General features: G+C 28.1%; 12 protein-coding genes. 1 reads left to right on the top strand and 11 read right to left on the bottom strand.

All coding sequences use genetic code 11. From position 1 onward, the window contains the following. Positions 1 to 68: 68 nt before the first annotated feature. From B3Z56_RS04915 to B3Z56_RS04870, 10 genes are all read right to left on the bottom strand, one after another. Positions 69 to 971, bottom strand: a complete 903-nt coding sequence (locus tag B3Z56_RS04915) for a GGDEF domain-containing protein (RefSeq protein WP_346848905.1) — start codon at positions 969 to 971, stop codon at positions 69 to 71. A 148-nt stretch (positions 972 to 1,119) separates the two neighbouring features. Further along, positions 1,120 to 2,505 (bottom strand): DNA recombination protein RmuC, encoded by a 1,386-nt coding sequence (locus B3Z56_RS04910; protein ID WP_346878367.1) that lies wholly within the window; start codon positions 2,503 to 2,505, stop codon positions 1,120 to 1,122. 217 nt (positions 2,506 to 2,722) lie between these two features. Then, positions 2,723 to 4,006 carry a HAMP domain-containing sensor histidine kinase gene (locus B3Z56_RS04905; RefSeq protein ID WP_346848904.1) on the bottom strand — a complete coding sequence of 428 codons (1,284 nt, stop codon included), beginning with the start codon at positions 4,004 to 4,006 and terminating at the stop codon, positions 2,723 to 2,725. 9 nt (positions 4,007 to 4,015) lie between these two features. Continuing rightward, positions 4,016 to 4,714 carry a response regulator gene (locus B3Z56_RS04900; RefSeq protein WP_150842884.1) on the bottom strand — a complete coding sequence of 233 codons (699 nt, stop codon included), beginning with the start codon at positions 4,712 to 4,714 and terminating at the stop codon, positions 4,016 to 4,018. 236 nt (positions 4,715 to 4,950) lie between these two features. Then, on the bottom strand, positions 4,951 to 7,476 hold the full coding sequence (locus B3Z56_RS04895; RefSeq protein WP_346878366.1) for an ABC transporter permease: 2,526 nt from the start codon (positions 7,474 to 7,476) through the stop codon (positions 4,951 to 4,953). 12 nt (positions 7,477 to 7,488) lie between these two features. Then, on the bottom strand, positions 7,489 to 8,169 hold the full coding sequence (locus B3Z56_RS04890; protein WP_346877870.1) for an ABC transporter ATP-binding protein: 681 nt from the start codon (positions 8,167 to 8,169) through the stop codon (positions 7,489 to 7,491). 254 nt (positions 8,170 to 8,423) lie between these two features. Continuing rightward, complete coding sequence (locus tag B3Z56_RS04885; RefSeq protein WP_346878365.1) at positions 8,424 to 9,518, bottom strand: hypothetical protein; 1,095 nt, start codon at positions 9,516 to 9,518, stop codon at positions 8,424 to 8,426. Next, positions 9,511 to 10,377 carry a DUF1700 domain-containing protein gene (locus B3Z56_RS04880; RefSeq protein WP_346848900.1) on the bottom strand — a complete coding sequence of 289 codons (867 nt, stop codon included), beginning with the start codon at positions 10,375 to 10,377 and terminating at the stop codon, positions 9,511 to 9,513. The genes B3Z56_RS04885 and B3Z56_RS04880 overlap by 8 nt, the downstream gene beginning before the upstream one ends. Next, positions 10,370 to 10,705 carry a PadR family transcriptional regulator gene (locus B3Z56_RS04875; RefSeq protein WP_035132636.1) on the bottom strand — a complete coding sequence of 112 codons (336 nt, stop codon included), beginning with the start codon at positions 10,703 to 10,705 and terminating at the stop codon, positions 10,370 to 10,372. Before B3Z56_RS04875 ends, B3Z56_RS04880 begins: the two co-directional genes overlap by 8 nt. A 361-nt stretch (positions 10,706 to 11,066) precedes the next feature. After that, the gene (locus B3Z56_RS04870) at positions 11,067 to 11,681 is read right to left on the bottom strand and encodes a superoxide dismutase (RefSeq protein WP_346878364.1); all 615 of its coding nucleotides are present in this window, start codon (positions 11,679 to 11,681) and stop codon (positions 11,067 to 11,069) included. 192 nt (positions 11,682 to 11,873) lie between these two features. On the opposite strand from B3Z56_RS04870, the gene B3Z56_RS04865 reads away from it, so the two are divergent. Further along, a complete protein-coding gene (locus tag B3Z56_RS04865) occupies positions 11,874 to 12,407 on the top strand; it encodes a DUF6512 family protein (protein WP_346877871.1) in 534 nt (177 codons plus the stop codon). An 83-nt stretch (positions 12,408 to 12,490) separates the two neighbouring features. Here the strand turns inward: B3Z56_RS04865 and B3Z56_RS04860 are convergent, their stop codons facing one another. Then, complete coding sequence (locus B3Z56_RS04860; RefSeq protein WP_346848995.1) at positions 12,491 to 13,870, bottom strand: sensor histidine kinase; 1,380 nt, start codon at positions 13,868 to 13,870, stop codon at positions 12,491 to 12,493. Between the last annotated feature and the right edge of the window lie 2 nt (positions 13,871 to 13,872).

The raw sequence follows: 13,872 nt of genomic DNA, 5'->3' as shown, positions 1-13,872 counted from the left end.
TTAATAAATCCATATATTTTCTTTGTTATGTACTTTAAAATAATAATCATAAACTTTTTATAATTTTATTAATCTCTTAACCTATTTTTATTAACAACGGTAGTATTCCTCCCCTTTTCCTTAGCCTCATAAAGGTTTATATCTGCTCTATATATTATATCTTCGGTATTCATATCTAAATCTCTAAAGCCATATACTCCGAAACTACAGGTTATACTAAACTTATTTCCTTTATGTTCAAGGGTCGTTTCCTCTAAATTCTTCCTAATTCTTTCTGCAATAATTTCTGCTTTATCTTCATCTGTATCATTTAAAACAATTAAAAATTCTTCTCCACCATAACGTCCAATCCAATCACTTCCATTGCTTCTAATATATTTTGAAGCAATTCTCGTAAAATCTTTTAATACATTATCTCCAACTATATGACCATAGGTATCATTAATTTCCTTAAAATAATCTATATCTGCCATTATAACAGACATAGATTTTTGTTCCCTTATAGATTTCTCAACATCAACTTCTAATCGCTCTCTTATGTACCTTCTATTATATACACCTGTAAGATCATCTATTAGGGTAGTTTCTTGTATATTTTTCAAAAACTTCTCAATAGATTCTGCATATTCCCTCTCTCTATCTATAATAGCTCCTCCTTTTGATATATCCTTCACTAACTCAACTATATAGGTTTCCTTGCCAATATTTATAGGAGAAGCCATAACTAGAAAAATCCTGTTTTTGTTATACTCTATTTTTACTACTGTTTCATTGCTTTCATATGCTTGTTTAGAAATACAATTTTCACATATACCATTCCTATTCCATAACTCATAGCAATGTGTATCAGTATTTATAGTATTGTTATCTGTTGATAAAATTTTATTATTATTGGGATTAATTATTCTTATCATATCATATATATTTTTAAAGATTGAAAGTCGCTCTTTCACATCATCCATTATATCCATACTTCAAAAACCTCCTTGTTTAAAATATGGCTTCATTTGTTATGTATTTTTTATTTTTCAGCTGTAATAAAGTACATCTCTACATGTAATTCTAAAATATCTTTTATATATATTTTGAAAAAATGATCTAGAATATACTTCTATTTAACTATTCATCTATAGAAAGTACATCTATATATTTCTCTGATACATCATTTGTCAAACTTTCTACACTCATAAGTTTTTTATTAATCTGCTTAGTCCTTGTACCTACAAGCTTATCTAAATCTGTACTTGCTTGATTTAACTTTTTCTGTGTAGCTTTAAGCACCTCTTCAAATTTTCCAAACTCTGTTTTAACTGCTCCAAGTACATTCCAAACTTCACTAGATCTTTTTTCAATTGCAAGAGTTCTAAATCCCATCTGTAAACTATTTAAAAGTGCTGCTAAAGTTGTTGGGCCTGTTATATTTATCTTATATTCTCTTTGAAGAATTTCAACTAAATTAGTTCTTTTAACTACCTCTGCATAAAGACCTTCTATTGGTAAAAACATAATTGCGAAATCAGTGGTGTAAGGTGGGTCTATATATTTATCTCTAATATCCTTAGCTGATTTCTTTATAGCTGTTTCTAACTTTTTATAACCTTCTTCTATTAAACTTTGGTCTCCAGTATCATAGGAATCCACCAAATTGTGGTATACATCCAAAGGAAACTTTGAATCTACAGGAAGGTATACTACATCAGAGGTTTTATCCTTACCTGGAAGTCTTATTGCAAATTCCACATTATCTCTAGATCCCTTCTTAGTTACTACATTTATATCGTACTGTTCTTTAGTAAGAATTTGATCTAAAATTCTTCCCAATTGAATTTCTCCTAAGATTCCTCTAGTCTTAACATTGGAAAGAACTTTTTTTAAATCTCCTACTCCCATAGCTAAGGTTTGCATCTCACCTAGTCCTTTATGCACAACTTCCAATCTTTCACTTACCAACTTAAAGGATTCTCCTAATCTCTTCTCCAATGTACTTTGTAACTTTTCATCCACAGTTTCCCTCATTTTTTCTAACTTATCCTCAGTAGACTTAAGCAACTCACCTTGTTTTTGGGATAAATCATTAAATTTTTCTTTTTGAAGATTATTAAACTCATTAACACTTTTAGAAAATTGATTTTCAAAAGATTTAAGTGATTTTTCTATAGTATTAGAATATGTATCTAGTTGATTCTTTTGAAAATTTGCTATTTCACTCATTCTACCTAAAATAGCATCACTTAACCTTTGTATTTGAAGGTTCAACTCAATTCTAGCTTCTTTTTCACCTTTACGAGATTCTTCCCTATTTCTAGAGATTTCATCTCTAAAGGCTTTTTCTAATTTATCAACACTTTTATCTATATCTCCTACCCTTTGTTCTATATGTAAGATTGAATTCTCAATATCGGCTGCACTGCCCTTTTGCATTCTGCTTCTAGAATCCTTTAATTTTAGAGTAAAATATATATTTATAATTAACAATATAATTACAATAACCAATAAAACTTCCATTATCTCATCCCCAATCTTAAAATTTATATAAGAATATTACTCTCAAATACCGTTTAAAGGCTAAATAGAAAATTTTATCTATTTAGCCTTATATTTAAGGTAAAATAAGAAACATGAAAATATGTTCCCTTGGTCATTATATCATTTTTCAGTATAAAATTACAAATAGATTAAATTGTTAAACTCTTCAATGTTTTTACTATCTATTTAATTTATATTAGATACTTTTCATAAGTACAATTTTAAACTCAGTACCTATGTCCACTTTACTTTTAACTTCTATATATCCTCCTTGGGCTTCAATAATTGATTTACTAAGAGATAATCCAATTCCAACAGACTCAGATTTTCCCCCTTTATAAAATCTCTTAAAAATATTAGGAAGATCCTTTTCACTAATTCCCACTCCATTATCCCTTATTACAATTTTTGTATTTATGGGATTTTCTTCAAGTTCTATATGGATTTCACCATTATAACTATGTTCTACACCATTCTTAACTATATTAATCAACGCTTCTCCTAACCATTTCTCATCATAATTAAACATAAACTTATTTTTATTTTTTTTATTAATCTCTTCTATATTACTTATTACCGTTTCTTCATACATATTACTTTCAAATACTATATTAACTTTATTTTCTGCTGCCATCATTGCAACATTGTCTATAACTTCATAAATAGTATTAACTAAGCTATTTTCCTTCATGTTAAATTCAATTGCTCTTGCATCTACCTTGGCTAGCTTCAATATACTTTTTATAAGCCAATCCATACGATTTAATTGTGTCTTGCTATTATGTAAGAATTTTTCCCTATTATCTTCACTAATTTTCTTATTACTTAAAATATCATTATAAATAATAAGGGCAGATAGTGGTGTTTTTAATTGATGAGATATGTCTGATAATATATTTACTAGAAACTCCTTTTCTTTTTTTAAATCTACCATCTGACTTTGTAAAACTTGTCTCATATTTTTAAATCCATAGGAAAGTTTTGCAAAATCTCCTTCCTTCTCTTCATAAAGATTTACATCATAGTTTTCCTCTAATATTTCCTTTGAGGCTCTTGTCAAATTTCTTACTCGACTATATATACCTCTATACTGAATATAATTTAATAATATTAATAAACCTCCAAATGTACTACCTATAATTATAAATATAAATTTACTATTTTTAAAAGCTTCATTTATTCCATCTATATACATTATATTTATATTGTCTTTATAACCATAATTATCTATAATTTTTTCTCCTAATTTTATCCCTTCCTTTGTTGGCACTTTAAAGGTTGCCTCTACTAAATCCGCTTCAAGATTAGGAAATTTTTCTACCATTGTAGATAACATTGCGGCCTTGCCATCTATATATTGACTCTTTATGTTATTAAAATAAAAAGTAATCCACATATTAACGATAAATATAAATATTATAACTATAAATAATAACACTACGGAACTCTTTTTTAATTCTGGATTTATAAGCTCTTTCATTAATTTCTCCTACTTTCCATTAACAACTTCTTTTATCCACATATAGCCTAGTCCTCTTTTCGTTATAACATATTCTGGCTTACTAGGATTATCTTCTATTTTTTCTCTAAGTCTTTTTATATAAACTGAAAGAGTATTTTCCTCTACATATGCGCCTTCTTCACCAAATAATTCCTTTAATATATGATCCTTGCTAAGTAATATTTCTGGACTCTGTAGAAATGCTAAAAGAAGCCTATATTCCTTTGCCGTTAATGATATCTTTTCATTACCCTTGGATACTTCTGCACTAGATGTGTTAATAATTATATCTCCGGATCTTAAAGTTGTTATATTATTATCACCTTTGCCAACTCTTCTTAAAACTACACGAATTCTTGATAATAACTCCTTTACTCTAAAAGGTTTTGTTATATAGTCATCACCACCTATATCTAATCCCAAAATTATATTTACCTCTTCATCTAAAGCAGTTAAAAATATTATAGGTGTGTCCTTCTTTTCCTTCACGTATTTACAAAAGTCATATCCACTTCCATCAGGTAAATTTATATCTAGAAGTATTAAATCAAACTCCTCATTATTAAATTTTTCTTTTCCATTCTCTATAGAACCCACTCTAAAAACCTGATACCCTTCTTCTTGAAGGGTATATTCTACTCCTAAAGCCAATGCCTCATCATCTTCAACTAATAAAATTCTATTCATTACATAACCTCCTCCATAAAAAAATTTTCAAATTATTTATTAACACTACTTTAAAACTTGCATTTATAACTTAATTTTATCATTAAAATCATATAACATTATAGGGATTTTAAAAAGCTTAGGTTATAATTATATTAAAACAAAAATCCAAAGAATATTTCCTTGGATTTTTGTTTTATCTATTTCTTATTCTTATTTTGGAATAACTGTTTTATTTAATAATATGTCTATATTATTTACTCACCTCTTATACTATCAATAATATTTTGTTTACTTAATCTTCTAAGAGGTATTAATGCCGAAACATATCCCATAATAATTACAGCTACAATAGAAATAACAATACTATTCCATGGTAATGTAAATTTGAAATCCCTAATATTTGACATAGGATTATATAGTATATATGCTAGTATAGTACCTGCTACTGAACCAATAATTCCTCCATATAGTCCAAATAATACACCTTCAAAAGTTATCATTTTTCTCACTTGTTTCCTTGTCATCCCTATAGCTTTTAAAGCTGCTATTTCCTTATTTCTAAGAAGAATATTTGTAGTTACCGTATTTACAATGTTTACTGCACTTATTAAGGTTATTACTATTATAAATCCCATAAGCAATATACTCATTTGCAATTTATACGCCTTTTCACTTTTAGCAGATTCTATTTTATTATAATAGCCAATTCCTGCATTAGTATTTTCTATCTTTTTTAGCGACTTATCTATTTTATCTAAATAGCTCTCATCATTAATTTTTATTCCCATATCTGTAACTCTAAAATTTTTCATCTGCTGCTGATTGCCTTCTATTATATTCTTAACAGTATTCTTACTTCCTATAACATTTAATACTCCTTGATAATCTAAATCACTAAAAGGCTGAACATCCATAATTGCTGCTACCTTAACCTTCTTAAGCTCCTTACTATTAAAGTTCTCTTGTCCATCTGAATATTCCACATCACTAATTAGTATCTCATCTCCTACTTTAAGTTTAGCCATGGGTGCAATAAGACTTCTCTTATCTCCAAAGAATGTTGTTTCTCTAACTATAATTACTTCTCCATCTTTAAGATTATCAATGCTACCTTCCTTAATATATTTCTTAGCCACATTTAACTTATTTTCTTCATAGGCTTGAAATACAACACTAATTTTCGATTTGTCTTTTCCATCAACTTTACTCTTGAATAAATCTTCATCCCTATTTTCTGCTGCCCACTGTCTTACTTCCTTAGGTATAGCAGAATTCTCAACAAATCCTTGAGTTAATATGAAATTATAATGTTTATAGATTTCACTTACCCCTGAAATATTTCTTACTTCTTCAATTAATTTATTATTTATAGCATCTAGTTTTTCAGTATTACCATTATCATGAATGGTAAATGCAATGTCATTATCTTCAGTAACCTTCTCAGAAAAATTATCTGAGAACTTAGCAAAGCTCATAAACGTTACAAATAGAGTTACACTTATAGCCATAGATAATACAGTGATATAAAATCTTCTTTTATTTCTCTTAACATTTTTTAGAGCCATGGCTGTATCTATTTTAAAGAATTTCCCTAAAAATTTACCACTCCTATTTCTCTTTTCTTTCTTAATTAAAGATTGACTACTTATAGCTATTAATGGTGAAATCTTACCTGCACTTCTAGCTGGTAGATAAGCTGAAACATATATAGTTGCTGCTCCTATACCACTACTTAATAATAGTACAAATGGTGATGTTACTACTTTAAGGTTTGAAAATTCACCCAATCCTGACATCTTATTAAAGGTAAATGCAATACAATATACAGCCACTATTCCAAAGAATACTCCAAGAGGAATACCTATAAATATCATAATAGATGCTTCTCTAATTACTAAATTCATAATTTGTTTTTTAGTAGTTCCAATAGCTCTTAACAATCCAAACTGCTTCATTCTTTCTGCTATGCTAATATGGAAAGCATTATAAATAACCACTACTGTAGCCAAAACAACAATTCCTATAACAATGAAAACTATCATAAATAGAGATTTATTCATATCCGCATTACTAGACTCCCCTATAAGTCTTAGTAAATCTTTATTTTGTACTACTTTACTTTTACTACTAACAAGATTAGATACTTCCTTAATCACTTCTTGTTTATCAGCTTCATCCTTAATTTCAACTAATACTGTGGAATCTTCTTTCACATTACTATCATTCTTTATTAAATAAGCCTTTGATATTCCTTCACTTTGATTTTGCCAATCATCTTTAGCTATTCCAGATAAGGTATAATCTTTTTCATCTCCATCTTCATCTTGTATTTTAATTATATCGCCTACTTTAACTTCTTCATCAAAATATCTAAGAATCCACCTTTCAATAACAACTTCATTATTACTCCTAGGTAATTGGCCTTCTTCTAAATTTATATTCATAAGTTTAAATGCAGCTTCATTTAAATAGTTAAGTTCAATGTTTTTATCCTTTATAAATGGAACAGCATTTTTACTAATCATAACCCCTAAACTATTAACATTTATATTAGTTTGAATCTTATTTATTTCATCTTCAGATACATTAGTTATAGCAAGATGAAATGCCCCCATACTTTTCTTTGAATTTTCAATCATAGAATTCTGCACTGTTAATATAAAAGTACATATTGATGTTATAAGTGCTACTGACAATATTATTCCTATTATAGTTAATATTGTCCTTTTTTTATTATCCTTTAAGTATTTTCCACTTAAAGCTTTATAACTATTAATCAATGTTTCTTCCCCCTATGCCATAGTTTTATCACTTTCAATTTTTCCATCACTTAAAGTTATAACTCTATCTGCTTGTTCAGCCACATTCCTATCGTGAGTTATAAGTATTAGAGTTTGATTATACTTTCTAGCGGTAACCTTTAAAAGCTCTATAACTTCCTTAGAATTCTTACTATCTAAATTACCCGTTGGCTCATCTGCAAGAATTATAGATGGCTTATTTATAAGTGCTCTTGCTATTGATACTCTTTGTTGCTGCCCTCCTGAAAGCTCTGATGGAATATGTTTTCTTCTATCTTCAAGACCGATCATAGATATAATTTCATCTAAATATTTTTTATCTACCTTCTCACTATCAAGAAGGGCAGGTAAAGATATATTTTCTTCTACATCGAGAATAGGCATTAAATTAAAGAATTGAAATATAAATCCTATATTTCTTCTTCTAAAGATACTAAGACCAGTTTCATTTTGCTTGTATATGTCTATATCATTTATAAATACTTTTCCACTAGTAGGTATATCTAATCCTCCAATTAAATGAAGTAATGTAGACTTTCCAGAACCTGAAGCTCCTACTATAGCTACAAATTGTCCTTTATCAATGCTAAAGCTAATATCATCTAAAGCACGAACCTGACTATTTCCTTCTCCATAATACTTCTTTAAGTTTTCAACTCTTAAAATCTCCATACATAATTCTCCTTCAATCTATATTAAAATTTTGTAGTTACAATAATTTAACTCTTAGCCTCAATAGTATTTAGATTAAGGTTGTATTAATCACTACACTTCTCTTTACAAATATCATTATATATATTTAACTATTTTTTCACCATAAACCTTACCTTACATAATTAATAGTTTTCTTACATTTTAGTCATATAAGAAAGAGTGTAGCAAATTGTCATTAAACAAATTTAACTACACTCTTCCAATTCTAAAAGTTAATTATATAACTCCATTTCTAAATCAGTAGTAGATGAATGTTCAAATTCACATATATCATATCCAGATACACTTAATTGAAAATCCTTCTTTTTTCCTCTCCCTATATACCCTTCATAACTACTATTAGAAGTTACTGAATTAAAGTTTTCTTCATTACCTAAATCAGCTCCATCAAAGTATACTCTACCTCCAAGATTATCTTTTAAATTAACCTTCATAGCATAATTGTCAAAATCAGTGGTATACTCTACATCCCTTCCAACTAATATAACATTTTTTCCTATTGGCATGTAGGATTCTATATTTATATAATTAGCATTGATGGTAACATTATTAGGTAGCACTTTTCCTTCTCCATAATCCTTATAAGTACCTCCTGAATATACCCTAGCATTATTACAATCTATTTTAACATTTTCAGCATTTATAAATTCCCTTAAGTCTATTTCTAAATAATTGCTAGTTTTAATATTAATATTTTTAAGAGTATTATTATGTGGTAAATTTACATATCCCCCTCTAGGACTTGTAAAAATCAATGTATCTTTCAAAACTTTACTATCCTTTATTGTTAGGTTTGTATAATAATTACTATTAAAATTAATGTCTACTCCCACTGGAACTTCTATAACAATTTGAGCATTATTATTTTTTTCTTCCATAAGTGTGTAAATAATTGCATCATAAGATTTTTCAAAAAATCCCCTTATATTTTTTGCTTCAAAAAAATTATACATAGTTCTGTCTCCTACAACTTTAAGACCCTTTGTATTAGCATCATAGGAAGTTTGTACCTTCATATCATTTTCTATATATTCTAGTACCTTAACCCTTGTATTTTTATCTGATGAAGATTTAATTTCTACATTATACCCTTTATTTTCTAAGGATGAAATATCAACAACATCAACTTGTTTATCTGTTGCGAATACTTCTCTTTCCGAAGGAGTTGCATTTATTATTTCTCTTTGAACTCTATAAACTTCATTTGCAATTTTAGGCATCATATATGCTCCACTTATAATGGACCCTGTAATTCCTACTGCAAGAAACACTCCAGCCACAATAAGAGATTTTTTCCATCTATTCATTAAATTTTTCCTCCTTATCATCTATATTTTCTGCTTTATAATCTACATCTATATCTTCTGTAAAAATAGGCTTTTCTTCGTAAGCCTTATCTTCTACAGAAATTTCTTCTATCTCTTCATTTTTCTCAGTAGCACTTTCAGTATTCTTCTCATTACCTTCAGTGTTTTCTTGTTGATTTTTAACTCTTACATACATATTTCTAGTTTTAACCCAAGATATATAGCTCACTACTAAGTATTTTAATCCTTTATATACTAAACAGTATAAGATCCAACACAAAATAATAAATCCAGTCCATGCTATACAAGCAAAGAATCCAAACACTCCCATAGATATATCAATTCCACACAGGAAGGCAGCTCCTAGATAACCTATAAAGTTTGCAATTGACATTCCAACAAGTCCTAAACCACTGGCTATCATAGACATAACTATTGTTAAAGCTGGGAAAAATAATAAAATACTTATAACAACTATTATTAATTTTACTCCAGCAGAAGATATCTTTCCGTTAATTACTGAATTGGAATCTAAAAATTCCTTAGTCTTATTACCTGCCTTTTTTCCTTGTCTCTTTACATTTTTCCAAAGATTTTTAGCGTCCTTAGAAACTTTATCTTTAAGTTCACTATTGCTACTACTTGTAGATTTGCCTTGTCCCTTCATCTCCTCAGTTAATTCTTTTGCAATGCTCTTAGGAGAACCTAATGTTTTTATAATCTCCTCATCACTCTTTCCCTGTAATTCTCCATTTAAGAAAAATTCTTCATAGTCTCTTAATATATCATTTATCTCAAGTTCACTAAAAGCTCCCTTTAAGTAATCCCTAAGTATATCTAAAAAATCATTTTTAGTCATTATTCTTATTCTCCTTCCTATAACATCCTAATATTAAATTTACATCCCTTACAAACTCATCCCATTCTTTAACTAAAGTACTTAAATTACCTTTTCCATAGTCTGTAATCCTATAGTATTTTCTATCTGGGCCACCTTCTGACTTCACCATATAGGTTTCAAAATTTCCTTCTGTAGTAAGTCTTCGCAATAATGGATATATAGTGCTTTCCTTTACTGACATAACTCTTGAAATATTTTCTACAATTTCATACCCATACATATCTCTGTCATTTATAAGTGTGAGAACACAGATTTCAATTACACCCTTTCTGAGTTGTGTACTCATATCTAAACCTCCTTTATTAAGTTTTAACAACATACTTTTCTTTATATATATTTTAACTATCCTTATACTATGTAAAACACAATAGTGTCTTAAAAAATATAGAAGTTACTGTGTATTACACAATCCTTCTAAACCTTTAGCAACTTCACTATGTAAAACATAGTAGTCCCTTTTAAATTTGGTACTACGTTTTACATAGTACCCTTACATACTTATGTTATCATAGTATTGTGTTATACACAATAGATACATATTAAAAATTTTATAAATATATTTAACTCCTATATTCTAATTAGTGTACAAGTTCTTTATATTAAAATAACCAAGGCTTTAAGCCTTGGTTATCCAATGTTAAACTAAATTATTTATAGCTTTCATATACTTCTTGAATCTTATCCCAGTTAAATAAGTTCCAAATACTATTAACATAATCTGGTCTTACATTCTTATATTTTAAATAATAAGCATGTTCCCAAACGTCGATTGTTACAAGTGGTTTTTTACCTTTACTTAAAGGAGATTCTTGATTTAAAGTAGCCATAACTTCTAGCTCACCATCACTATTTAAAACTAGCCATCCATAGCCTGAACCAAATTGTCCAATAGCAGCTTTAGAAACAGCTTCTTTCATATTTGCAACACTTCCAAAAGCTTTATTGATTTTTTCAAGTAATTCTCCCTTTGGTTCACCTTTTCCTCCTGGTGTTAAAATACTAAAGTAAAAATTGTGGTTTGCCACGCCTCCACCTTGATTAATAACTGCTTGACGAATTTCATTTGGAATACTATCTAAATTCTCTAACAATTGTTCTAAAGTTTTACCTTCAGTAAGAGCTTCATGTCCTTCAAGTAATTTGTTAAGATTATTTACGTATGTTTGTAAATGTTTGCCGTAGTGAGTTTCTACTGTTAAAGCATCAATGTGTGGCTCTAATCCATTGTATTCATAAGGTAATTTAATTTTATCATATGTCATTTTAATCCACCTACCCTTTCCATTTATAACATATGCTTATATTTTACCACTTTTCATCCATATAAGCACTAATAAAAATTTTTACTTACAATTTATTATTATAAATTATTTAATATATTATTCATTAATATTTCATATACATTAATATGTTCAAATTTATTTTAAAAATCAATAATTAAGGAGCGATATTTTATGAAATCCACACTATTAATGTGGGAATGCATTGGTGCAATCATGATTTTCCTAATAGGTGCATTAATACATTTTGGCTATGAAGCAACAAACAAATTATCTTTTACTTCTGGTATCTTTGCCGTTAATGAAAGTATATGGGAACACTGTAAGCTTACCTTTTGGTCTCCTCTAATCTTTGCTATTATAGAATATTTTTTCGTGGGTAAATATGTAAATAATTTTCTCTTTGCAAAGACTCTAAGCGCTTATATTACAACAATTTCAATGTTAGTTCTTTATTATGAAATGCTTAAAAAGAATGGCCATCACTCACTGCTTAAAGATTTAATTATCTTTGAAGTTAGTATTCTAATAGGACTATTAGTAAGTTATAACTTAATGTTACTACCTGAATTTCCACCAATAATGAATAAGATAGCCATTATTATGTTAGTTGGAGCTACATTCATATTTTACCTATTTACTTATTGTCCACCGAAGTTACCTATATTTTATTGTCCCGTATCCAATTCCTATGGTATCAAGAATTAAATTCTCACAACAAATATTATTAAAAATGACTGTATCAAAATTAACTAAATGTTAATATTTAATATAGTCATTTTTAAAATTTATTATACCTTAGGTATTTCTATTATAAATTCCGTTCCTTCATTAACTTCACTTTTAACTTTTATATTTCCTCCATGAGCTTCTATTATTGCCTTTGATATGGTAAGACCTATACCAGCTCCTCCTGTAGCTCTAGTTCTTGATTCATCAGCCCTGTAAAATCGCTGAAAAATATAAGGTAAGTGCTCTTTAGAAATTCCTATGCCACTATCCCTTATGTGTATTATTGCTATATTTTTTCCTTCATTACAGGTAATTTCAATTATTCCCCCTTGTTCAGTATATTTTATTCCATTTGAAATGATGTTTATTAACCCTTGAGTAATTTTATCTCTATCTACATTTATAATAAAAGTTTCTAATTTATTGTTCACACTGATATTTTTATCATGAAGTTCCTTTTCAAAATTAATTAGAATCATTTCTACTAATTCCTTTATATCAACTTCATTTTTATTTAAAATCAAATCTTCACTTTCATATCTAGAAAGATGCTCTAAGGAACCAACTAACCTACTTAATCTCCGTACTTCCTCATGAATACTTTGCAGCCTTTCTTCTGTAGGCTCCCAAATTCCATCTATTAATGCCTCCAGTTGTCCTTGCATGGTAGTTAATGGAGTCCTAAGTTCATGAGAGATATCCTTAGTCATGATTTTTCTTATCTTTTCTTCTTCATCTAAACTAAAAGCCAAAGTATTTACTGAACTAATCATTTCATTAATTTCTTTTATATTGCTTTCCTCTTTTATTTTATTTTTATATTTGCCTGTAGCTATGGAATTTGTGGCTTTAACTACGCTTCCTATAGGTTTACTTATTGAAGTAGAAATTAAAATTCCTATAAATATGGAGATACCTAAAGAAAAAATCCCCACAAAAATTAATATATTATCTAAGGTTTTAAAAAAAATCACATCAGAATCATTATAATAAAGGGGACCATAATAGCCTATTTCAAGAATCCCCGCATATTTTTCATCTATTTTCAAATTATATACTTCCTCAGTATAATCACCTTTATATCCTGGATTTACAATGCTCATATTGTAACCCATTCTACTCATCATTGCCTCACACATACTACTATTATGAGTTTTAGCACTCCATATTACATTATCTGAAATATCTTTTATGCTTATAATAAATCCATTATTTATAGCTTCAATCCCTATGTCTTCTATATTTTTATTATCCCATTGTCCATTTTTATAAGTATTACTTATATCTTTAATCAGTGATTTTTTTCTTCCTTCTATAATATCCTCTAGATATCTATTAAAGTTTTTTTTCATAAATATATGAGATGAAAAACTAATTAAAAGAATAATTGTCATAGAAAATAATAAAAAAGTCAAAGTAAGCCTATGTTTCAATTTCATCA

The organism is Clostridium sp. UBA7791 (assembly GCF_002480755.1).
GTDB classification, from domain to species: Bacteria; Bacillota; Clostridia; order Clostridiales; family Clostridiaceae; genus Clostridium_J; species Clostridium_J sulfidigenes.
This window is presented reverse-complemented; position numbering and strand designations above follow the sequence as displayed.

Excerpts from the sequence above, each read along its gene's own strand:
- B3Z56_RS04915 (WP_346848905.1), bottom strand. The coding sequence starts at position 971 with ATGGATATAATGGATGATGTGAAAGAGCGACTTTCAATCTTTAAAAAT.
- B3Z56_RS04910 (WP_346878367.1), bottom strand. The coding sequence starts at position 2,505 with ATGGAAGTTTTATTGGTTATTGTAATTATATTGTTAATTATAAATATA.
- B3Z56_RS04905 (WP_346848904.1), bottom strand. The coding sequence starts at position 4,006 with ATGAAAGAGCTTATAAATCCAGAATTAAAAAAGAGTTCCGTAGTGTTA.
- B3Z56_RS04900 (WP_150842884.1), bottom strand. The coding sequence starts at position 4,714 with ATGAATAGAATTTTATTAGTTGAAGATGATGAGGCATTGGCTTTAGGA.
- B3Z56_RS04890 (WP_346877870.1), bottom strand. The coding sequence starts at position 8,169 with ATGGAGATTTTAAGAGTTGAAAACTTAAAGAAGTATTATGGAGAAGGA.
- B3Z56_RS04885 (WP_346878365.1), bottom strand. The coding sequence starts at position 9,518 with ATGAATAGATGGAAAAAATCTCTTATTGTGGCTGGAGTGTTTCTTGCA.
- B3Z56_RS04880 (WP_346848900.1), bottom strand. The coding sequence starts at position 10,377 with ATGACTAAAAATGATTTTTTAGATATACTTAGGGATTACTTAAAGGGA.
- B3Z56_RS04875 (WP_035132636.1), bottom strand. The coding sequence starts at position 10,705 with ATGAGTACACAACTCAGAAAGGGTGTAATTGAAATCTGTGTTCTCACA.
- B3Z56_RS04870 (WP_346878364.1), bottom strand. The coding sequence starts at position 11,681 with ATGACATATGATAAAATTAAATTACCTTATGAATACAATGGATTAGAG.
- B3Z56_RS04865 (WP_346877871.1), top strand. The coding sequence starts at position 11,874 with ATGAAATCCACACTATTAATGTGGGAATGCATTGGTGCAATCATGATT.
- B3Z56_RS04860 (WP_346848995.1), bottom strand. The coding sequence starts at position 13,870 with ATGAAATTGAAACATAGGCTTACTTTGACTTTTTTATTATTTTCTATG.